This is a genomic window from Sutterella wadsworthensis (assembly GCF_003315195.1).
Taxonomy (GTDB): domain Bacteria; phylum Pseudomonadota; class Gammaproteobacteria; order Burkholderiales; family Burkholderiaceae_F; genus Sutterella; species Sutterella wadsworthensis.
Window position 1 is genome coordinate 1 of the sequence record NZ_QNRV01000036.1, and the last position, 22,574, is coordinate 22,574.

Annotated in this window: 15 protein-coding genes; 6 read left to right on the top strand and 9 right to left on the bottom strand. The window is 55.7% G+C overall.

What is annotated here, in order from left to right:
• Positions 1–248: 248 nt before the first annotated feature.
• The 3 genes from DES29_RS10905 to DES29_RS10915 all read right to left on the bottom strand — a co-directional run bounded on the left by DES29_RS10905 (position 249) and on the right by DES29_RS10915 (position 6,977).
• Positions 249–1,409, bottom strand: coding sequence for a porin (locus DES29_RS10905; RefSeq protein WP_021995498.1), 1,161 nt, complete (start codon positions 1,407–1,409; stop codon positions 249–251).
• A gap of 462 nt (positions 1,410–1,871) precedes the next feature.
• Positions 1,872–3,065, bottom strand: a complete 1,194-nt coding sequence (locus DES29_RS10910; protein ID WP_021995499.1) for a porin — start codon at positions 3,063–3,065, stop codon at positions 1,872–1,874.
• 339 nt (positions 3,066–3,404) lie between these two features.
• Positions 3,405–6,977 (bottom strand): hypothetical protein, encoded by a 3,573-nt coding sequence (locus DES29_RS10915; RefSeq protein WP_113854895.1) that lies wholly within the window; start codon positions 6,975–6,977, stop codon positions 3,405–3,407.
• A gap of 395 nt (positions 6,978–7,372) precedes the next feature.
• Here DES29_RS10915 and DES29_RS10920 point away from each other — a divergent pair, with 395 nt between their 5' ends.
• Positions 7,373–7,888, top strand: coding sequence for a Dps family protein (locus DES29_RS10920; protein WP_021995503.1), 516 nt, complete (start codon positions 7,373–7,375; stop codon positions 7,886–7,888).
• A gap of 163 nt (positions 7,889–8,051) precedes the next feature.
• On the opposite strand, the gene DES29_RS10925 is transcribed toward DES29_RS10920, so the two are convergent.
• Entirely contained in the window at positions 8,052–9,182 is a 1,131-nt protein-coding gene (locus DES29_RS10925) for a porin (protein WP_113854896.1), read from the bottom strand.
• A 523-nt stretch (positions 9,183–9,705) separates the two neighbouring features.
• Here DES29_RS10925 and DES29_RS10930 point away from each other — a divergent pair.
• Both DES29_RS10930 and DES29_RS10935 read left to right on the top strand, forming a co-directional pair.
• Positions 9,706–10,572: a hypothetical protein gene (locus tag DES29_RS10930; protein WP_021995285.1), complete on the top strand. Its 867-nt coding sequence runs from the start codon at positions 9,706–9,708 to the stop codon at positions 10,570–10,572.
• A 141-nt stretch (positions 10,573–10,713) separates the two neighbouring features.
• On the top strand, positions 10,714–11,703 hold the full coding sequence (locus DES29_RS10935) for an ABC transporter substrate-binding protein (protein WP_046446636.1): 990 nt from the start codon (positions 10,714–10,716) through the stop codon (positions 11,701–11,703).
• A gap of 143 nt (positions 11,704–11,846) precedes the next feature.
• On the opposite strand, the gene DES29_RS10940 is transcribed toward DES29_RS10935, so the two are convergent.
• The 3 genes from DES29_RS10940 to DES29_RS10950 all read right to left on the bottom strand — a co-directional run bounded on the left by DES29_RS10940 (position 11,847) and on the right by DES29_RS10950 (position 16,234).
• Entirely contained in the window at positions 11,847–12,329 is a 483-nt protein-coding gene (locus DES29_RS10940; RefSeq protein ID WP_005431385.1) for a YbaK/EbsC family protein, read from the bottom strand.
• 97 nt (positions 12,330–12,426) lie between these two features.
• A complete protein-coding gene (locus DES29_RS10945) occupies positions 12,427–14,592 on the bottom strand; it encodes a GmrSD restriction endonuclease domain-containing protein (protein WP_113854897.1) in 2,166 nt (721 codons plus the stop codon).
• Positions 14,585–16,234, bottom strand: a complete 1,650-nt coding sequence (locus tag DES29_RS10950; RefSeq protein ID WP_236578957.1) for a DUF262 domain-containing protein — start codon at positions 16,232–16,234, stop codon at positions 14,585–14,587. The genes DES29_RS10945 and DES29_RS10950 overlap by 8 nt, the downstream gene beginning before the upstream one ends.
• A gap of 304 nt (positions 16,235–16,538) precedes the next feature.
• On the opposite strand from DES29_RS10950, the gene DES29_RS10955 reads away from it, so the two are divergent.
• Entirely contained in the window at positions 16,539–17,690 is a 1,152-nt protein-coding gene (locus DES29_RS10955) for a glycerate kinase family protein (RefSeq protein ID WP_113854898.1), read from the top strand.
• Positions 17,691–17,806: 116 nt separating this feature from the next.
• On the opposite strand, the gene DES29_RS10960 is transcribed toward DES29_RS10955, so the two are convergent.
• On the bottom strand, positions 17,807–18,181 hold the full coding sequence (locus tag DES29_RS10960) for a DMT family protein (RefSeq protein ID WP_005431378.1): 375 nt from the start codon (positions 18,179–18,181) through the stop codon (positions 17,807–17,809).
• 175 nt (positions 18,182–18,356) lie between these two features.
• A complete protein-coding gene (locus DES29_RS10965) occupies positions 18,357–18,689 on the bottom strand; it encodes a thioredoxin family protein (RefSeq protein ID WP_005431374.1) in 333 nt (110 codons plus the stop codon).
• A 488-nt stretch (positions 18,690–19,177) separates the two neighbouring features.
• On the opposite strand from DES29_RS10965, the gene DES29_RS10970 reads away from it, so the two are divergent.
• Positions 19,178–20,953 (top strand): ribonucleoside-diphosphate reductase subunit alpha, encoded by a 1,776-nt coding sequence (locus DES29_RS10970; RefSeq protein WP_005431372.1) that lies wholly within the window; start codon positions 19,178–19,180, stop codon positions 20,951–20,953.
• A gap of 52 nt (positions 20,954–21,005) precedes the next feature.
• Positions 21,006–22,040, top strand: coding sequence for a ribonucleotide-diphosphate reductase subunit beta (locus DES29_RS10975; RefSeq protein WP_021994769.1), 1,035 nt, complete (start codon positions 21,006–21,008; stop codon positions 22,038–22,040).
• The last annotated feature ends 534 nt before the right edge of the window (positions 22,041–22,574 follow it).

The following is a 22,574-nucleotide window of genomic DNA, read 5'->3' on the forward strand; positions in this document are numbered from 1 at the left end:
ACGGAAACACCCAGCTCTCTGGCCAGTGCCTTCTTCGGGGTGAAATGCAAAAGCCCCTCGCAGGCTTGCTGTCTCATTTCTTGCGTTATGTGCATGGTGTGGACTCTGTATGTGTCCAAAAAATCCATACCACTTCAGATTTCGCAGGATGCAAAAAGCCCGCCGTGGGAACCCAGGCGGGCTTTCAATCTCGAATCAGCCGAAAACTAAGTTATGAACAACACAGTTTCGGATGAGTTTTTTTGAGATTAGAAGTTGTGGCGCAGACCGATACCGAAGCCAACCGTAGAGGGTTTGGTATCAACTCCATCCGCAGCAGCCCTGTCCCGATCTCCCTTGGCATAAGAAAGAACGCTGTAGACATTGGTGCGCTTGCTCAGGTCATACTTGTAGCCAACCGAGGTCACATAGTACTTGACATCAACTCCATCAGCAGCAGCAACACTGTCAGCTTCGGAAGCATCAAGATAGCCGACGCCAAAGTAACCGGTGCCGCCGGCGAGAGGTGCGCTCACAGAAGCCTGAAGGGCATAACCCTCGAGCTTGCCACTGTCGTTAAGGCCGACACCCGACTTAAGGCCGCCGATAGAGCCAGCATCGACTTCATCAAAGTACTGCGCACCAGCGAAAACCTTGACCACGCTGAAGTCATAGCTGCCGCCGAAGGCGACCGTCAGGCTGTCATCCACGTCCTTTGTTGAAGGAGTGAGGTTATCGAAGTAAGAGGCATAATTGATCGAGTCAACAGCAAAATAGAGATTGACCGGGCCATTTGCATAAGTCGCGCCGAGCGCATAGTAGCGATCGGTCGAAGACTTGTTTTCAACCTGAGTGGGAGTACCTGTCTTCGAATTCCCCATCGAATATTGCGCATAAACCGTAAAGCCGGCGAACTTCGGGGTCTGATAGGCGATCATGTTGTCGGCTACAGAAGTAGGCGCAGAGAACACGTTCGTAGCGTTCGCGACATTCGCGGGACCATACGAAGTGCCAAAGGCGCTGACGGCACCAACCTTACCCCAGGAAGACGTGCCCTGAGTGATTGCACCGATCTTGCCGAGACTCAGCTGACCAAAGGGTCCCATGACATTGAGTGAAGCTTCACGATTGAACATCGTGCCGGAAACACCCTGCGTGCCGTCGTCAGCGTTGAAACCGCTTTCGAGGATGAAGCCAACCTTGAGGCCGTTGCCCAGGTCTTCAGTGCCCTTCAGACCCCAGCGGGAGCCGGCCTGAATACCACTTTTAAGTTCGAGTTTATCAACAGCGTCAGAACCGGGAACATCCGTGTCCTTGTGCGTATAAAGGAAACCTTCGTCGACAACGCCGTAAAGGGTCACATCGGCAGCGAAAGCAGAGCCGGCAAAGGCGCCAAGAAGGGCGACCGCGGCAAGAGACTTCTTAAACATAATTTTCAGAGCCTTTTTTTACGTGAAGAGATCTGAGATCTCAAAAGTCATCACTATCGGTTTGCACGCACCGAGAGTCACAACGTTCCGTCGATTGATGATTTTTTGCACGGCATCAATCACTGGTTCAGCGGCCTGAAATTTGGACGGCAAGCCGCTCAGCCATTAACGGATGGGATATTTGTAGCCGCAGACAGCATCAGACTGCTTAAGGAATAACCCGCATTTCTAATAAATTCATTTAAAAACATATATTTCATATTTTTTAAGGGAGGCGTGAACGCATTTGTTGCGCATTTGACACATATATGAAATGCGCGAATGGGAAGCATGTTCATTTAATTCGAATTGCGGAATCTGCGTTTGCCGCCCAGCCAAAACGCGAAAGCCCCCCAGCCCGAAAGCTGAGAGGCTCTCACTAATTCATCAGCAGAGAAGTTTTTAGGACTTCATCCGCTCAAATTAGAACGTGTGACGGATACCGGCGTAGACGGTGACCGTCGAAGGATCGCGATCGGCACCCGCAACATTCTTTTCATTTTTCAGGCTGTCACGATAGTAGGCTGCGACACCGTAGAGATTCGTGCGCTTGCTCAGGCTGTAGGTGTAGCCCACGGACGTACCGATACGCTTGAATTCGATCTTTGCCTGATTGGCTTCGGAGTTGGCTTCTTCAGCATCGGTGTAGCCGACTGCGAACATCGCCGTGCCGCCGGCAACCGGTGCGCTCACGCCAGCCTGAAGGGCATAGCCTTCGATGGGGTTCTGATTGTCGAAATAGCTGCTGAACGAATAGAACGAGTCAGATTTGCCTGCGTCAACGGGATCCGAGCCGGGCTGAGACTTATCGTTGCCGATCATATTGTCGAAGTACTGGCCGCTCAGGAAGATCTTGGCGACTTCAAAGTCATAGGAGCCGCCCAACGTAACCGAAAGACCGTCATCCAGATCGGCGTCTTTCTTGGTGAAAGTGCTGGACCAGTTGTAGCTGTCGACGACAGCCGCGAGATCGAAGCCGGCGGCCTTGTAAGTAGCGCCCAAGGCGTAGTAGCGGTTGGCGCTGGCCTTGCCTTCAGTGGCCTTGAGGTTCTCTTCCTGCTTGGTATTCGTTTCGAACGAGTACTGGGCATAAACCGTCACGCCGGCAAACGTCGGGGTCTTGTAGGTGACCGTGTTGTCTGCACGGATGCCGCCAACGTAGTAGGTGGAATATTCAACCGCACCAACCCACGAAGCACCGAAGGGCGACAGGTTGCCAAGGATACCGTAGGTGCCGTTGGCGGAGCCAAGCGTGCCCATGCGGCCGAAAGCGACTTCACCGAAAGCGCCGTTTACGAAGAGACGGGCTTCACGGCCGAAGAGGCGGCTGTTCTGAGCGAGCGAACCGGTATCGGCAGAGAAACCGTTTTCCAGATGGAAACCGGCCTTTACGCCGTTGCCGAGATCTTCTGAACCTTTCAGGCCAAAGCGAGCGCCGGACTGATTGCCCGAAGAGAGCTGGAAGTTATCGACGGCGTCGGTGTTAGCCTTGTCGGAATCCACATGGGTGTACTGCAGACCGTAGTCGACGACGCCGTAAAGCATGACGTCAGCGGCGACGGCGGAACCAGCAAAAGCGCCGAGCAAAGCTGCGGCGGCGAGAGTCTTCTTAAACATTTCAGAGCCTTTAGGTTTATTTGATTTGAAGCGCCGTCAGACGGGGGCGCCGCTTCTCAAGGAACACCTGAACTGCATCTGCTTGCGGGGCATTAATTCCGTCTGAATGTGGTCTGCCAGCCGAAGGAATGCAGGTGTACACACTGAATTTAAACAGGTTCCTATTGCTGTAATCCGATATTTTTATGGCTTGTATTCAAAAATACAAAAGTGTCAACTACTTAGAAAACAGATGATAGCTACTATGTTGTAGTTGCGTATTTGCAACAAACAGAAAAATCCCCGTGAACCGAGCGAATCAGATCACGGGGACAGGCATTTTCTAAACGCTTAAAAGCACTACGCCTGAGGCAGTTCCGAATCATTCGTCGGTTCGCCCGGGAGAACCAGCCTCAGGGCTTCGCCTTCAACGACGCGTCCCGGCGCCCGCAGTATGTTTCGCTGCTCGAGGTTCTCTTGGTCAACTCCGAAGCGCACGGATGAGGCTTCAGTTGTGAAATGACCGGAAAGAATTCGCTCGATGATGCCGAAGGTGAGCATTGCGCCCGCCTGCGTGGGGAAGCTCCCCAGATCGACTTCGAGTTCAGGCTGACTGAATGCTCCGAGACCATAAGTTGCGATGTAGTCTTCGCCGAAATCCGTGGAGACGCCTGCGCGAATCACCGAAAGGATGGGCATTTGACCATGTTTGGCGGGCTGAGCCGCTTCAATGTAAAAACCCGGCTTCTGGAGTGATTCGAGCGCAAAAACGCCCAGCGGTTCGGCCGTGCGGCAGAGCGCGGCCAGAATCTGCGCGAAGAAGGTGGCAGCTTCGACGGCCTCGGTTGGATTTCCCCGCAGCTCAACAGCAAAATAACCCGCATGACAGAGGAGCAGCGTTTCAGCGCTCCGTGTAAAGGGGCTCTTTCGTGCCGCGGTTGCCAGTGACGTGCTGTTGAGGCGCTCATGGATCAGCCGGATAGAGCCCTCAAGCGTGCCGATGCGCAGCGTAAAGCGGTCCGGATCATCGGGCGTGCGGTCGGTGACGGCCAAGTTCCACGCTCTCCAGAGTTCTTCAGAGAAGAGTTTCTTGTCGAAAACGAGCTGTGCGGGTGCAAGCAGCAGTTCTGCGCTGAAAACACCGGGTTTAAGTGCGGGAAGGAGCTCCTTTTCAAAGTTGCTCGCGCGCCGCACACGTTCCTCTTCGGAGAGGAGCAGCTGCAGCCCGGTAGGGGCTTCAGACTCGAGCGCCTTGCGAATTTCCTGATACTGCGGATGGTCGGAGCCGTATTTCTTGAGGAGCGCCTGAGCAAGCGGGAAATTCGCTGCCGTCATCGTCGAGCTCAATGCCCGGGCACGCTGATAGTGCTCGATGGCCGCATCATCGTCGTCCTGACGCTGAGCGCTCATGCCGAGCATCCATTCCTTTACTGCCGCTTCTTCGGCATTTTGGGGCTCAATAGCTTGGGCTGCGGCAGCAGCGGCTTTGATGTCGGACTTGAGGAAGAGTCCGAGGACGCGCTGCTCGCGCGTCTCGAAAGTTTGGTGTGCTTCCGGGATTCGATCAATGGCTCGTTCGACTTTCTTGGCGTCGTGGCGGAAGAGCCAGAACTTCACCCATGCAATGATCCATTGATTGTCTGTCGGCCTCCAGAGGTCCGGCATCGGTTCCTTGAGGAACCGCCGCAGGAACCCAACTTTAGCGAGATCCGGTGCTTTGGCAGCGGCGCCTGGGAAAAAGGCGTCGAGCCATGCGCGGTCTTCTGCCGACAGTGCGGGCTCGGCAGGGGATGCGGAAGATTCGGCCGCTTGGGCATCAGCTTCAGCGGCCTTTACCGCGTTGATTTCATTTGCAGCGAGCGCGAGCGATGCCGGAGAGGCAATCTCGATGAGGTTCTCTGCCGCATCATCGCTTTGAGCCTGCTGCGGCGTTTCTTCGTCATTGTCGGCATCGTCCGAAGCATCGTCGTCATCGTCCGCATCCGCCGCAGCTTTGCGGAAGGTTTCAATCAGCTCGTTGAGCTTGGCTTCGAAATCCTCGATCGTGAGCGGCGCTCCCGTCTCTGCATCGAGCACAGAAACTTTGGCACCTTGTTTTTCAGCATCCCAGGCCGCATGTGCGAGTGCGCCGAGGTCCGCCGCCGCCAAGTCGTCGAATAGACGCGTATTGGGTTTTTCTTCTTGAGCGGAAGCTGCTGCGCCGGCATCCTGATGCTCGCCGGTCTGGTCAGAGTCTTTCGGGAGCCGGGCAGCCGGAAGGTCTTCGGGCGCGGGTTCGGTCGAAATGTGAAAATCTTCCGCGCCGAACACTTCTTCACGCACCGATTCAAGGAGTTCCGCACCGGCGAGCACCGCACCTTCTTCACCGGGGAGCCCGATGACAAAGGCGCCGCGGACACACTTTGCGGCCGGATCCGCTTTCAGCGGAAGGGCGGCAAAAGGCCAGCCGCTGGCATCAACCGGTTTGGGCGCCCCCAGCCAGATGAGTACGTCGGCCTTGTCGGTTCCGGTGAATTCGGGCATGAGCAAGTCACGCACGGGCGGAAGCGCTGTGCGGGCAATCTGCGCGCCGTAGGGCGAAATGAGAAAGACGTTGCGCTTGATGAGCTGCACCATGCGCCGGCGGCTCCAGCCGTCCCGCTTCAGGCGGTCGGAGAGCGTGAGCATCATGAGGAGCTGGGCCAGGTCAAACGTGCCGGTCAGTGCGTACCGGCGAGTCAGAAAGTCTTCGAGCTGCGGTTCAAGCTCAAGCCATGTCATCCAGTCAACAATAGCGGCGTCCTCAGGCAGTGACGGCGAGAGCTCAACAGTAATACCGCGCTTTTCAAGCGCAGCAGCCAGTTCCCGGCCTTTGTTCACCCATTCGGGAGACTGCCATTCGTCGCTCACGGCTATCACCGCTTTTTGAATTCGGCGGGGCTCTAGGACCGCTTTACGCCATTTCGCCACAGCGGGTTTAGACATCAAGGTTGGAATGAAGCCCGGATACTGCCAGCGGCCCATCCCCGAATCCGGATCGACACCCTCATGAGCGGATGCTGTCCAGGCGATGGCAAAAGCATCGCGCGCGCGGCGGGCAATGCCGCTCCAGCCGTCAAAGCGCCAGCTGGAGGCAAAGCCTTCCTGCGAATTAAATAAGGATTGGGCAGGGCGGAAAGCGGACACTCCGGCGCGAATCGCCGATTCGCCGGCGTCGGAAGGCCGTCCTAAGACGAGTGCGCCGGCAGAGGCGCCTGCAGCCACGAGGTTTGCCGCAGCTGCGGCAGCACCCCCGGTGCGCCATTCCCCATTGAGCGCGTTGACCGGATGCCCGCCCATAATGGAACGGCCCGGCGCATCAGGCGAAAGGAGCCCAAGGAACTCTCCGGCATGCGCAACGGCAGAAAGGAGGGCGCCGCCTTCCAAAAGGCTTTTGACCGGGGCTGCAGAACGCAGACAGGGCTGCTCAGGCAGTTCCATGGCAGCCTTGGTCGTCAGCCCCTCAATATCAATGTTGCCGGCGACGGTGAGTGAGGCGCCGGAAACGGCGGGTTCTGCGGACGACTTTTGGGCACAGTCGGCTGAACTGCAGAGCCGAGCAAACTGACCCGCACTCCATTCGGGGAGCTCAATCGTACGTTTCGCTGCGGCATGCAGAACGCCGCCCAAAGCGGCTGAGAGCTCATCGCACCCCGAAAGCGCTTCTTGTTCGGTGATTCCGGCCGCACGGATCGTCGGCTCGATGTCATGAAAGGGAAGCGCATTGAGGCTGCGCATCAAGCGGGCAGCTTCAGAGAGCTTCACCGCGCGGCCCCCCGCGGCAAATCGTTCCGGCGTTGCGGCGAGAAGTGCTTTGCGGGTCTCTTGGCAGACGTTGGCTCGGGTGTTTGGCTGATCGGCAGGATCATTCAGCCGCTCTTCGGCGTCTTTATTAAATGTCGTATTCGTGGTCATTCGCTGTTTTGATTGCACGTTTGAGACCGCAGGCGTCCTCGGCTTAAGCCGCCGTCTGTGTTGCGGCGATAGAGCCGTTTTTCACGCAGTCAAAGCGTTCAACGGCTCGAATGCTCTTTATATGGGGACGAATCCAATCGAGCGGGCGGCGGTCTCAGGTTTTTACCTAATCCTACACTGTGCGGTCGTCCTTTCGAGCAGGGAAGAAGTTCTCGTGCGCCATGAGACTTCTCTTTTGCGATTTAGACGGCAGCCCGTAAAGTCTGCTGACAACTCATCATAGAAAATAACTAATATTGACTTGACAACAATAGCAATCTGCTATATATTAAAGGCTAGCAATAGATAAAACAAATCGCCATGGATTTGGCGATTGCTAACGAAAGGAATTTGACATGATGAAATCCGAAAAAATCAATGCTTACGTCGCAACTTTGGCCGTTTGGAATGTGAAGCTGCACAACATTCATTGGAATGTGGAAGGACATCTCTTCAAGGGGATTCATGAATACACGGAATCGCTTTATGACCGTGCTGCTGAACAATATGACGAAACGGCAGAAATTCTGAAGATGCGCGGCGAAATGCCGGTTGCCACGGTCGCCGAATCGCTTCAAGCCTCCGTGATTGAAGAATTGCCCTCGCGAGTCTTCTCCTGCTGCGAAGCCGTCGCTGTCGTTCAGGCCGATATGGAAAAGGTCGCGAAGCTGGCCCGCGAAATTCGCGATGAAGCGGCTGAGGCGGATGATTTCCTGGTGCAGGGTACGTTTGAAGGCTATCTCGCCGGATTCGCCAAAGATCTGTGGTTCCTTCGCGCGATGCGCTCCGATGCGCATGCAGGGGAGGCCTGTGATGCCAAGGCCGAAGAAAAGACGGCCGGCGCCAAGCGCTGCTGCCGCAAAAAGGCTTAATAAAGACGCTTAGCTTTGGGGCGGCGATTTGCATGCAGCAAGGCATCCGTCAATAACTAACGCCGACTCTTTACAAAAACGCGGTGTCTCTCATATTGAGAGGCACCGCGTTCGACTTCATAGGCGGCAGCAGTCTTCCGGAAGAAGACTGCTCACATTCGCATTAGAACGTGTGGCTCAAACCGACGTAGGCCTGCACCAGCTTGGTGTCCTGGTCAGGCTTGCCGGCGGCACCGTCGACGGTGGTCTGGCCATAGCCGGCACCGCCGTAGACGCTCGTGCGCTTGCTGAGCGGGTAGACATAGCGGGCGGAAACGCCGTAGTAGTTGAAGTCCTGATCAGCTTGCGTGGTCAAGTCTTCCTTGGCATCGACGTAATAGAGGCCGGCCGTCAAAGTACCGGCTGCAATCGGGGCCTTGGCGCCGAGATGGAGGCCGAAGCCCTTCAAGCCGTCGGACAAAAGACTGCCTGCCGTGAATCCTTCGTAAGCAGTCTTAGTGCTTGACAGACCTTCAAAGTACTGAGCTTCGGCGTAGACGCGAACCACTTCAAAGTTGTAGTTGCCGCCGACGAAGAAGAGCGAGCCGTCTTTGTCAGCGACTTCACGGGTACCAGCCGAGTTAGCACCGTACTTCGTGAGTTCATAGCCGGCAGCAAACTGCGCAGCGCCGTAATCGCCGCTCACGCCGATCGAGGCATAGCGCTTGGCGGCCGAGGTGCCTTCGTCGCCGCTGAAGCCCGTCGGCGTATCGTTCTTGGCCGTGCTGTCAGTCTTAAAGGAGTACTGGGCCGTCAGCTGCAGACCGGCAAAGCGCGGCGTCTGGTAGGCAACGACGTTGTCGTAGCGAGACGAAGCGGCGAAGCCCCAAACATTGTTGTCGCCGCCGTCGAAGGAGTCGACATAGCCGATGAGGTCATACGTGCCGGCCGCGGAGGCAATGCCGCCGAAGCGGCCGAAGCCCAAGGAGCCGAAAGGACCGTAGAGCGTCAGACCGGCTTCACGGCGGAAGAGGCGGTTTTCCTGCAGTGTGCCGGTGTCGGCGTTAAAGCCGCTTTCGAGCTTAAAGCCGACCTTATAGCCGTTGCCGAGGTCTTCCGTGCCCTTCAAGCCCCAGCGGGAGCCGAGGTTGAGGCCGGAGCCGAGCTGAAACTGATTGTCAGACTTTTCGTCAGTAACTTTGGTGTTGGTGTAGATGAAGCCTTCATCGACCACACCATAAAGCTGAACATCGGCAGCAGCAGCGCTGCCCGCAAAAGCGCCGAGAACGGCGAGCGCAGCGAGAGTCTTTTTCATGATTAAAACCTTCTAGAGCTAGTTGGTCCGTGTGCAGTCGAAAGTCTTGAAAGGGACTGGCCGCACGGATCAAAAAAAACAGCATTTTGTAAATGCCATTGTCAGCTCACCCTATACCTGCTCGGTATTGAATGCCGCCGAACAGCCTATAAATTAACTCAATAAAATTACAAAATTTGGTAATACCCTAGATTTTTGTCACCTTTTAAAGGAAAACAAGGAAAAAATATGGTCAACTGTGCAATAAAACAACAAATAACCAATATATTGATATCTAACTAACTATTTTGTCCATTACGTTATCAAACGGGCATATGAAGATTCTTTGAAGAAGGTATTTGTTTTCAGTTAAAGCGTTTTCGTTTACTTTTGTTTGTCATAAAACGGTTTTTTCTGCTGTCTATGAAAGCAGGTTGAAATTCGCTTCATTTCTTTTTGTGTTTTCAGGCGGATGATGTTTGAGCGCGAGGCAGGTGGTACACCCGTATAATGCGGCTTTCTTTTCATTCATCATTGATCATCCATGACCGACAAAGCGCCGTCTCAGCTGTCCGAGCATCCCCAGTCCGAAGTTCACGCCAGTGCATTCAAACCTGCGGAGCATCCCGTTACGGCATTGGCGCTTTTGCGTGTGCCGGCATGGGAGCCGGAGCGTCTGGCGGCGCAGCTCGATCTGGACTGGAATATCAAAGCCGAGCCGGTCCCGACGGATTTCCGCGAACCGTGGCTCTTTCGCGTGAACGGTTCCCTCGTGGTGATTGGATTTGAGGGACACCCCGTTCCTGGAAATGCCGCAGACGAACAGGCTAAAAACTGTCCGGACTGGCCGGACGCGCAGGAAATGGCGTCAACGCATCTGGCGTACCTCGCCCTTGCTGTGGTCGCCGAAGAGGCGACGCTCGTTGAGAATGCTCGTACGGCCATGAAGATTTTGGGGTCGCTCACGCGTCAGCCCAATGTGAGCGCCATCAACTCGGCTGGCCGCCTCTTTGAGCCCGAGCGCTTCCGCAGCGATGTGCTCACGATGCAGCATTCCGAGACGGCTTTCCCGATCTTCAACATCGTCTTCTTTGGCCTTTGGCAGCGCGAAGAGGATGCGCCGTTAAGCGGTTATACGCTCGGACTTGACCGCTTTGCCTGTCCAGATCTTGAGATTCTTGAGAGTCCCGATGCGCCTGCCGTCATTCGCGCCCAGATGATTGCGGCTGCCATGGTTCAGATCACCCGCGGCGTTGCGCTTAAAGACGGGGAAGTGCTGACGCTTTCAGGGACGTTTTTCAAAGCCGAGCTCAAAGCTTCTTCGGCAGTGCCGGGCGCCGTCACCACGCACCTCACTGCGATTGAGAAAGCGCCCGAGAGCGAGGCGCCTAAAAAGAAGAAGCGCTTCTGATTCATTCCGGATGCCGCAGAAAGCCTGCTGCCGCACGCATGCTCGGCGGCGGGCTTTTTAATACATCATTAAATTGTGCACGTGTACAATAGTGAATCGTTAGGTTTTTCATCCGATTTGTTTGAGCTTTGAACCTTCGCCATGGCCACTGACTTTGTCCTTATGAATCGCCGCACTTTCGGCATCCGGACCGCCGCACTCTGCTTTGCCGCGGGCATGATGGTTTCACCGTTTTCGTTAGCTGCAGAAGAGCCGCTCTTGAAGATCGGCGTGCTGCCGGCAGCCGATTCCGTGCTCCTCTACGCGGCCGAGTCAGAAGGGTTCTTCGAGTCACGGGGGCTCCGCATCCAACTCCTGCCATTTAAATCGGCCATTGAAATCGGCGCAGCTATGCGTGCCGGAGAGCTCGCAGGGCATTACGGCGACCTCATCAACGTGTTCACGCAGAATGCTGCCGGTGCGCCGCAGGCTGTGGCGGCGACGGTGACGTATGCCAATCCGGCCGAGCGCAATTTTGCGCTGGTCACTCGTCCGGGTTCGAACCTGACATCACTTGAAGACATTAAGATGCATCCGGGTACGGATACGGCCATGAGTGCCTCGACCATCATCGACTACCTGCTTGACCGCATGGAAGCGACGACGGGACTGCCTCCGTCCGCCATGAAACGCGTAGAAGTTCGGCAGATTCCCATTCGTCTCCAGCTGCTCCTTGCGGGCAAAATGGAAACGGCGCTGCTGCCCGAGCCCCTCTGCAGTCTGGTGGAATCGAAGGGCGGCAGGGCACTTTGGGATGACCGTACACTCGCTGAGCCGCTCGCGGTGGTTGCCTTCCGCAAGGCCGTCGTCTCGCCGCAAACGGCAGCCGCCTTCCGCGCGGCGCTCGCCGATGCGGCTAAGGCCATTGAAAGCGATCCGGAAAAGTTCCGTGCCTTGATGGTGAAAAAGAGCCTGCTGACGAAAGCGGCTGCTGCGGCCTATAAGATGCCGACTTATGCGCATTTCGGCACAGCGGACGGTCTGCCGCCGCTGCCGTCTGCGGCGGACGTCAAACGCACTGCCGACTGGATGATTGGGAAGGGCATGATCAAGGCGAGTCCGAAGCTTGAAGAGGTCGTTTTCGTCCCCTAAAACTTGGGCCGCCAGAGCGCTGAGTTCAAAGCCGGCAAGGGATTGATGAACAGCCCAGGCGGGAGGCGGCGGTGCCGGTTTGGCGCGATGGGATGCGTCCTCTCGGACGCATGCATCCCCGTATGCTTTTTAGCCGCAGTAATTTAGGCCGCTTTGGCGAGCGCTGATTTGGTCACTTCACACCAGCCGACGGCGCCTGCGGCCCGATAAAGCTCTTCGGGCGTCAAACGCACGCCTGAAGCGTCATCGCCGCAGGCCGGCCATACTTCGGCGTGACTGAGGAGCGACCGATCAAGCCACACAGGGATGCCGTCACGCCTGCCAAACGGACAGACGCCGCCGGGTGCGTGTCCGACGAGCGCTTCGACATCGGTTCCCGGCACAAACTTGGGCTTAAAGTGAAAAGTGCGTTTGAATGACCCCCCGTCGATCTTTCGGTCGCCGGCAGCAAGCACCAGAATAGGGCCGTCTGGTCCCAGGAGCGCCATGGTTTTGGCAATCGCGCCTTCAGCGGTTCCGAGCTCCTGAGCAGCCAAGGCAACGGTCGCACTGGATCCGGGGAATCGGCGGACACGACCTTCCAAATGCTGAGCTTTCAAAGCGGCATAGGCGGCATCAAATGACATGGTGTGGTTTTACCTTTGAATGAAAAAATGAGTCTGATTTCTTGCTGGACAGCGGATTTGGCGAAACGCCGCAGCGGAGGTCTGCCGGCGCAGCGCATCACCCGAAAGAAAATTCGCCGATGTAGGAGGCCCAGAGCTCTGTGAGCCCTTCAACATGCTGCCCGTCCAGATTCGGGAACTGCTGACTGAGTACGGCGAGCCAAAGAAGCTTAGGCGTCGGATTAGACATGCGCTTAAGCACCAGCTCCGCCTTGCCGGCGGGCGAGCCGTTGCCCAGAGAGGAATTGTCGCTCTCATTGATGAGCGCGAGGTTGCCAAAGCCGTGTCGGCGAAGAAGCTCTTCGCGGGCGGCGTCGGCATCCTTCCCAAGATTAGCGCGGTTGCGGGCCAGCCAATGCTCGATGTCGCTTCGGGCAACGATGCGCAGTGTCCGGGCCTTTTCTTTGAAGGCCCTCCAATTGAATGCTCGGAAGGCACCGGCGAGTTCAGTCTCCTCTGGGGACTGAGCCTTCTCTGCAAAAGCATCCATAGCGCGCTTCAGAGCAGCAAAAGAGCGGTTTCCGCCAGTGTGGCCGTCAACCCAGAGCACGTAGTCCGTCAGGAAAAGATCAAACTGTGAGAGGGTGCCGTCGTGGTAATGCCACCCGGGCGCCGCGGCCTCAACGGCAGCTTGCGCAGCCAGCAGCTGGGTTTGGGCTGTGTTTTCTGAGGGTGTTTCTGCTGTCAGTTTAAATACGCCTTCAGCTCCTCGGGCTTGACCGGCCTCTGCGGCGCGGTAGGCCCAGGCGAGCAGTCGAAGCTGAGCAATCTTGCGGATCTTTGCAAATGCGGGCTTTTTCATGGCGAGGAAAGCTTCTGGGCTGTCGGGCAGTTTGCCGTCGGTCCCGAGACTCATCTCCAACGCTGTCGCCGAAAGCACGAGGAGCCAGTATTGCCCCGAAGCGCTGAAGCCGCTCGCAGCCATAAAGGTCTGAATCAGCTGATTGAAAGCATCGGGAGCGCCTTCAAATGCCTCATTCTCTCTCTGACGATAGCGCCCCCAGACGCCGACCGTCTGAAGGACGAGCGAGAGCGCTCCCATCAGGCGCCATACATCGGCTGTGCCGGGCGCCTCGGCCTGCACAATATGATCGAACCGCCTGTCAAAGTTCGTGGTCGCCAGCGCTTCGTAGGCGGGCAGAGGGCCGTTTTCGGCATCGGCCGTTCTGGCTTTGTCGTACTTGAAAAGCTCATTGGCGATGACGAGCATGTTCATCATGTCAATCGGCGGAACGAATTGTTCTCGGCTCCCTTCATCTTCCGCTGGGGGCTGATCCGTTTTGCGCTTGGGCGGGTCGTCGGCCCGTCCTTTTTGGTCACCCGATTCGAGCGGCGCTTCGTCTGCGTCGGCAATAATCTCATCGATCGTCAGCGCGGCGGAGATCGGCATGTCATCGGTTTCATCCTTGGAACCCGATGGAGAGACTTGGCCCGAATGCCACCCCTTCAGGTCGTAGCCTTTGGCAGCTTCAGTCGGGGAAACCAGACGCTCATCGGTGCTGCGCCAGAGGTGCGTAAAAAACGCTCGGCCGAAGCGGTCCTTTTCGCTGAATCGCGACAGCAAACGCGATTTCAGAATGTCGAGTGCTGAGAGCTGCTGCCCGCGCATATTGATGATTTCAAACATGGCAGGGGCTTCGTTTTCGACCTTGTCGGAGAGCGGTATTACGACGCGTCGAATGCTCACGCGATCGTGAATGCACGCTTCCAAAGCCCTGAGAAAGGTCTGCGCCGCCAAATCTTCCCGCAGTCCCTGACGCTCGATGAATTCGGTGAGCGTACCGGCAATGCGGTTCCTTTGTTCTGTGCAGGCCGGCAGCGGACTCTCGCAGTTCGCTTCCATGCCGCTCAGATATCGGTAGGCCGATATGATTCGCTTATGCTTCTCGTTTGCCGGCCGATCGAGTCGGCGGCTGATTTCCTCGAGCAGGAGGTCAATCGTCGTGAGCCGCTGCTGACCATCCAGAATGGAGAAAACGCCGGGCGTCTCCTCATCGCAGACGATTGTGCCGAGCGAATAGGTGCTCTGAATATCGGGACTGCGGTAGAAGTCCAGCAGATCCTGCATCAGCTGCGACACCTGCACGGAAGTCCAGGCATAAGGCCGCTGATAGACCGGAATGACGTAGCGCGCCTGATCGGTTCCGAGGGAACCCATGCTGAGACTTTTCGAAGAAAAGCGCTGGGTACGGGCAGCAGGCGTTTGGGCTGCGGTGTTATTCATGGTCGGAAGCCTCATCTGTCGTGTTTTGCTCAGTGTCTGCTGCAGATGCCTCGAGAGCGGCCTCCATATCATAGGCAAGCCGATAGCGCTGAATCCAAGTCGTATTTTTGATGTAGGGCGCCATCGCTTCCGGTGTTGTCGCCTGAAGCAGCGAGCGTTTGCATGCAGCGGGAGTTGCTGAACGGTGCGGCAGAAAAATGAGATTCGTGCGTGCGTTCCAGTAGCGCAGGCATCGCAGCAGCGCAGCTTTGTCGAGCCGGTTAAATGCCCCCGGGATCTGCTTATCTGCGTTGCGAAGCCGATTGAGAAAGCGTGCAAAATGGCGGGCAAATGCGCGGAATTCGGCATCCGCTGCGAGCGCAGCGGCAAGGGCATGTGAAGAGGCGCTGCTCATAAAAGCCGTGCGCGGAGCAAAGCGGTCAGTCCAAGCAATGAGCGCAAGCCGGAGGATGAGTCTCTGGTCATTATTGAGCTTTAAGCCGCTCGCTGGATTAAAAGCCGTTTGCTCGAGCTCGTCGAGCGCTTCGTCTATGCGGCGGTACTGGTCGAGCATCCGGAAGAAGCCTATGCCGGTCTGAACGGGTTCAAGCAAGTCAAAGAGATGCTGGTTGCTCGATGCAGATAGTTTCCCGTCAACGATTCGGTCTCGCCGATGAGTGCCGATGATGCCTTTGAGCAAGTCGGCATTCTGAGGACTATTGGCGCTTTCCGGCCAAGGATCAATGTCGCATCGCATCAGGAGCGCCGGGATGACATGAGCTTCAACGGCGTATTTCCGTTGTGCGAGCCTGGCGGCAGCAGCCTTCGAAGCTTCGTCATCGTGCGTTTCGCGGTCGGATTCGCTCGGCGGCGATTCATTGAAAGCACTCCAGATGCGCCGAATTTCCTTTTGACGATCCGGAGCCGTTTCAAACCGCATGTGATAAGCCTTGAGGATGTCGAGGAGAGACATCGGCAGTCCGCGGTTGTTTTCGCCCTGAAAGTATTGTTCGGCTTCCTTGAGGCTCTGGAGTACGTTGACGGCAAGCCGTCCTGAGAGGAGGATGTAGCGAAATCGCCGGAGATCGCGCAGGAGCGTTTCTTCGTAAAAGCTCAGTGCTCCGGCGTTCTGTGCGTCGTCGAGCGCCGCGTCAGCTTCGAGCTGCCGGTATTCTCGGTCAAGAGCGAAATAGATTTGACGGATATGCTGCAGGGTTGCGGGTTCCTGATAAAGAAACGCTCGCTTCCAGACGAGATTCCGCCCCATGATCCAGGCGATATTTGCGCCGTAACTTCGCAGGACATCAGTCTTGCTCCGCATAGCGCGTTCATAGAGAACGCGGGCCAGAATCATGAGGCTCGTGAGCCGCTGCTGGCCGTCAAGAAGCGCCATGTCGTGAGCATGCTCGGGACTGTCGCTGTCGCGGAGCGGCATGATGCAGATAGCCCCCAGATAGTATTCATCCTCTTCGCGGTATCGCTCTTCGTCAGGCGAATATCGAAGCTCGTCAATATCGTCAAGAATCTTCTGAATGTCGTTTAAGGACCAGCAGTATGGGCGCTGGAAGTCCGGGAAAACGATGTGTTTGATCCAGTTTCTTCCCGGGCGGTCAAACGAGCGTTTGATGACTCCGGCCACTGAGCTGCTTTCGATGATCTGCATGGTTGATTTTTTTCTGAAACTGCTTGGGATTCTAGCGAACCCGCGGACATGCTGATGTTTAGGATGTACCAAGGTTTGAATGCTCAGCCGTATGCGCGAAGCGAGGTGCGATAATGCATGGTCCAAGATCTTTGAAAGATCTTGGACGTTCTGCATCACGACGCCCTCATAGGGCGCAGAGCAGTGAGGCTCCGCTGAAAAGCTGGTTTTTGCTGCGCTCACCGTCAAGACCCGCCGTGTCGCTGCCGAGTCGTCCGGAACGCATTCTTATAAACATTCTCCATACCGCTGAAAGTTCTTTGATATGAAAATCCTTCTTCTCCCCGACAGCTTCAAGGGCAGCCTCTCTGCCCAACGGGCGGCCGACATTCTTTGCGCCGCAGCCAATGAAGTTCTGCCCGATGCTGAGGTCGTCAAGCTTCCTGCGGCAGACGGCGGCGAAGGCACGCTCGAGGCGGTCAAGGCGGCTGTGGGCGGCGCTTATCTTCCGCTTCCTGTAACGGGCCCCTGCGGTCAGTCCGTACAGGTGCGCTACCTGTCGGTGGGCGATACGGCTGTAATTGAGCTCGCTCAAGCCGCTGGTCTGGGACAGCGGCTTCCTGGCTTCAGTCCGATGCGCACTACTACATATGGTGTGGGCCAGCTGATTTCGCATGCGCTTCAGGTCGGGCATCGACGGATTGTGCTGGGCTTAGGCGGCTCGGCCACGACCGATATGGGCTGCGGCATGGCGGCGGCGCTCGGCACCCAATTCCTCAACGCTAAGGGGCAGCCCTTCCTCCCGGTGGGTGAAACGCTTCATTTGGTGAAGGGCGTTCGGCTCAACGGGTTCTTTTTTCAGAAGAATGCTCCGCGCATTGAAGCGCTGTGCGACGTGGAAAATCCCTTGTACGGCACTAACGGCGCGGCTTATGTCTTTGGACCGCAAAAAGGTGCCGACGCCGATGAAGTGAAGCGTTTGGATGCCGGGCTTCGTGTTGTGGCCGGACTCTTTGAAAAGCAGGGCGCGAAGGTCAATTCCCTGCCGGGCGGCGGCGCAGCCGGCGGAGCGGGCGCGGGTGTGGCCTGCTTCCTCAACGGTCGCATTGCTTCTGGAATTGATGCGCTCCTTGACTTGATGAAATTTGACGATCTGGTGAAGACGGCTGATTTGATCGTCACGGGGGAAGGTTCTGTCGACGGCCAAACGGCCGGCGGAAAAGCCGTGCAGGGCATCGCTCGGCGTGCCGCCGGGAAGCCCGTCATCGTCTTGTCCGGTTCCGCCAAGCTCGATCCGGCTTCCTGGGAAAAGCTGCGCGCGAGCGGCGTTGCCGCAGTGTTCCCGATTGTGCAGGAACCCTGCACACTGGCCGAAGCGATGGCGAGGGCCTCGGAAAATCTGCGCGTCACAGCGCTCAATGTCTTTTCGCTCCTTAAGCTCCAGCAGACTGCAGGCTTGACGCAGCAGCACGCTTAAAGACTGCGCTTATCCTTTCTCGATGCATGAGGCGCTTTCTGGTCAGCTTCGGAAAGCGCCTTTGCTGCTGTTTATTTAAGATCCGTTCCTTTACAGAAACACAAAAACGGACAGGCTCACGGCTTTTGGAAGGTGAACCACACCGCCATCACCAAACAGAAAAAGGCGGCGAGATGGTTCCACTGCAGCTTGAGTCCAAAGAGCAGCATTGAAAAGAGGGTGAATACTGTGAGCGTAATGACTTCCTGAATGACTTTGAGTTCGAGAAGTGAAAAGGGCCCGCCGTTGCCGTCAAAGCCGATGCGGTTGGCGGGCACCTGGAAGGAGTATTCAAAGAGTGCGATCGACCAGGAAAAGAGCACCACCGCCCAAACGGGCCAGAAAGAGATGACCTTTGCGGCCTGAAGCTTGAGGTGCAGGTACCAGGCGAGCGTCATGAAGACGTTCGAAATGATGAGGAGCCCGATCGTCAAAAAGCCTTTGCTGAGCATAGCGGAAACACTGTTGCGGAATGAAAGAGGCGATTCAATGGGTCTGCGGCAGATCCCTGAGCCGCGCTTCGCAGATCAAGAAAAATCCCGCCGCACGTTTTGTCGTGGACGGGATTGCGAAGCATACGCCGAGCCGCAGCGAAACGGTCAGCGAAAGGCTTGAATATTCGAGCGTTTAGGCGGCAAGACCCGCATCAATGAAGGCCTTGAGTTCGCTCGGCGTCTTCACTTCAACAAGGCGGCCGTCAAGCGGCTTGCCGTTCTTAAAGATCACCATGGTCGGGATGTGCTGAACGCCCAGTTCCTTCTTGAGGTTGGGGCAGGCGTCAGAGTCAGCAGAAGCAAAGACCAGACGGCCTTCATAGTCCTGAGCCATACGTTCATAGAAAGGACGCGCACGACGGCAGTCGCCGCACCACGAAGCACCCAGCGAGAGAATCACGGGCTTCTCGTTTTTCAAAACGACTTCATCGTAATTCTTTTCATCAACATTGAGAATCTCGGCCATTTTCGGCTCCCTAAAGTGAATTTGAGCAGTTAGAGCTCTGGGGGCAAGGCTTTGAGCGCCCCCGAAGCAGCTTAGCGTTTCTACTACTATACCCGTGTTCAGCCCCATCAAGCGGTGCTCTTCATGAAGATTGCAAACGAGTACATCTTCTTACAGTTCCTAGGATGCGGCATGACGCCTCAGGCACCTGCGGTGAATCAACGGGATGTTTGGTGCGAAAACGCTTTCAAGATTTCATGACTACCGCCTTTGCGTCGACGCCGGAGTTTGCGGTTTTAGCCCTCCAAAGGCTAAGATTCCCAAACTTTTCGCAACGACGTCCAACCACAAGATATGGTGGTTCTTTGACGATAAAACCCTTTTATAAGGGCTATTAAGGGCGGTCAGTCAAAATGAGCTGATCCCTCGTTTGTCGTCTCAGAAACGATGCATCCAGCACTGCTGCTTCACCGCCGACGTCCTTTTTCAATGTATTTTCGGGAGCCGTCATGGCGGTACAAATGAACTTTGAGCGAGATAAGCTCTTTGACGAACTCGGCCTCATGCGTCTGCGTGAAAGCTATATGCGCAGCAGCGAAAAAAGCCCGCAGGAACGGTTTGCCTTCGTGGCGGAAACTTTCGGCAGCAACCCCGAGCATGCTCAGCGCATCTACGATTATGCGAGCCGTCATTGGCTCTCCTTCTCTACGCCGATTCTTTCATTTGGCCGCTCGAAGAAGGGACTTCCCATTTCGTGCTTCCTCACCTATATGGAGGACAGTGCTGAAGGGCTCGTCGATACGCTCTCCGAAGTCAACTGGCTCTCCATGCTGGGCGGCGGCGTGGGCATTCATGTCCGCATCCGCAGCGCCGACGAAAAAAGCGTCGGCGTGATGCCGCACCTGAAGGTTTATGACGCCGCGTGCCTTGCCTATCGTCAGGGTTCTACGCGCCGCGGCTCTTATGCGGCCTTTCTCGATATTGATCATCCGGACATCATCCCCTTTATCGAGATGAGAAAGCCTACGGGCGACCAGAACATGAAGGCGCTGAACCTTCACCACGGCGTGAATCTCTCTGACGCATTTATGGAAAAGATTGAAGCGTCAATGCGCGACAGTTCCTACGATGACACGTGGGAGCTTCGTCATCCGAGCACGCATGAGGTAGTGGCCAAAGTATCAGCGCGTGATTTGTGGCAGCGCATCCTTGAGATGCGCATGCATACGGGTGAGCCCTATTTGGTCTTCATTGACACCGCCAACCGAGCGCTTCCGTCTTGGCTTAAGGACAAGGGACTGAGCATTCACGGCTCCAATCTCTGCACGGAAATTTTCCTGCCGACCTCTCATGACCGTACGGCGGTCTGCTGTCTTTCGTCGCTCAATCTCGAATACTTCGACGAGTGGAAGAACAATCAGCAGTTCATCACCGACGCCATGGAGCTTCTCGACAACGTCCTGCAGTACTTTATCGACCACGCTCCCGATCAAATCGCCCGCGCTCGGTATTCGGCCATGCGTGAACGCTCGGTTGGACTTGGCGCGCTGGGGTTCCATGCCTATCTGCAGAAGAAAGGCGTGCCCTTTGAGAGTGCGGCTGCAAAGTCCATCAATAAGCAGGTTTTCCGGATGATTCGGACGGCCTGCGCAGAGGCCGACAAGAAACTCTGCGCAGAGCGCGGCGCATGCCCGGATGCGGCCGATTCCGGCGTTTCGCGGCGCTTCTCGCACTGGATGTCGGTGGCGCCAAATGCTTCGTCCTCGCTCATTATGGGCGGCACATCGCCCTCTATCGAGCCGTATCGCGCCAACATTTATCGTCAAGATACGATCTCCGGCGCCTACATCATGAAAAACCGCTTCCTCAAAGCCAAGCTTGCCGAACTCGGACTCGATACGGAGGAGGTGTGGGCAGATCTCATCGCTCACGATGGCTCCATTCAGCATCGCGACGATATTCCGCAGGATGTGAAGGATGTTTTCAAGACAGCTCCTGAAATTGATCAGCGCTGGATCGTTGAGCTGGCGGCAGACCGCCAGGAGTTCATCGACCAGGGACAGAGCGTCAATCTGTTCTTCCCGCCCGACGTGTCGATTGCGTACCTTCATGCCTGCCATTTCCTGGCTTGGAAGAAGGGCTTGAAGAGCCTTTACTACAACCGCTCGGACAAGCTGAGAAAGGCTGACCGCGTTGGAGTGAAGGCTGAACGCAAACGCATTGAGGATGAAATCGATATGCGGGCCGTGGCTGACAATTCGACGTGTCTCGCCTGTGAAGGCTGAGTTTTGTCGGCCGCTGATGGAAGCATTTGAAATAACGTAAGCAGAGAAAATGATGGAAGACGAAAAGATCAATCAGCCGATGACGGAACTGGCCGGAGAAGCAGCCAAGGCTGAAAGGGCGGGCGGGCTTCTCGAGTCACGCGATTACTACAAGCCTTTCCAGTATCCCTGGGCCTATGAAGCGTTTATGCAGTCCGAACAGATGCACTGGCTCTGGACGGAAGTGCCGATGCTCGAGGACGTCAAGGACTATCAGCAAAAGCTCACGGATTCAGAGCGCGACTTCCTCACGAAAATTTTGCGGTTCTTCACGCAGGGCGACATTGACGTGTCAGGGGCCTATGTGAATTCCTATCTGCCGCGTTTTAAGCAGCCCGAAGTCCGCATGATGCTTTCGAGTTTCGCCGCTCGCGAGGCCGTGCATATTGCGGCATATTCGCATCTCATCGAGACGCTGGGGCTTCCGGAGTCGATTTATAACGAATTCCTTCAGTATGAAGCCATGGCGGCTAAGCATGACTTCTTCAATGAAGTCTGCCGCGACAAGGGCGATCTTGCGGCGCAGATTGCCGCTTTCTCTGCTTTTACAGAAGGCATGCAGCTCTTCTCGAGCTTCGTCATGCTGCTCAATTTCACGCGCTGCGGCACGATGAAGGGCATGGGGCAGATCATTGCCTGGTCTATCGCAGACGAAACGCTTCACACTGAATCGATGACGAAGATTTTCCGTGAATACATTACGGAAAATCCGGAGTTATGGACGGATGAGCTTAAAGCCAAGATTTACGGCATCGCGGAAGTGATGGTCGATCTTGAAGACAAATTCATCGACTTGGCTTTCGGTGTTTCCGAAATGAAGCGCCTTACCCGTGAAGATGTTCGTGCCTATATTCGCTACATTGCAGATCGTCGGTTAATGGGCCTAGGTTTGAAGGGTATTTTTAAAAGTACGACAAATCCGCTTCCCTGGGTTGATGCAATGCTGGGCGTAACCCATACCAATTTCTTCGAAAACCGTGTCGTAGACTATGCTAAGGGTGCTTTGACGGGCAGCTGGAGTCAGGTTTGGGGGAGTGTAAAACCATAAGCATCCAATAAATACCCATCAGTTGCCTTCGCATCTGCCCTTCCGTTAGAGGGCAGTTTGCGAGGCCCTGGACCTGCTGATCATCAATTCATTTTAGGGTATGCGTTACAATTGGCCATATTATTATGGCAACTCTATAGGTGCAAACCCTAAAAATGCGAAAAGAATTCAGGTCGAAAATTTTAATTCTCCAGCCGCCCAGGATTAACGTCTAGCAAAAAGCCCTTATTTTGTTTTCATATGGGGCCTGTTAGGTTGAACTCTTGGTGAAGAATAAATCACAAAAGAAGTCGACGCTTTTTCTCATTCAGATATTTGAGTCCAACTCTGGGCGTGCAGCTAGTCCCAGAAAATCTGTGTACCTGAACTACGGGATGCCTGCTCACTAAAACAAGGGCAGTTCCGTCAATATCTTTATCAATCCCGTGATCTTATTTGAAAAAATAGGCCACGGGCTTTCGTTTTTGTGTTAACATGCTCTATAACCATAATGTGCAGAGCATAAAGATGGAAAATTCTCCAAAAAGCGGCTTC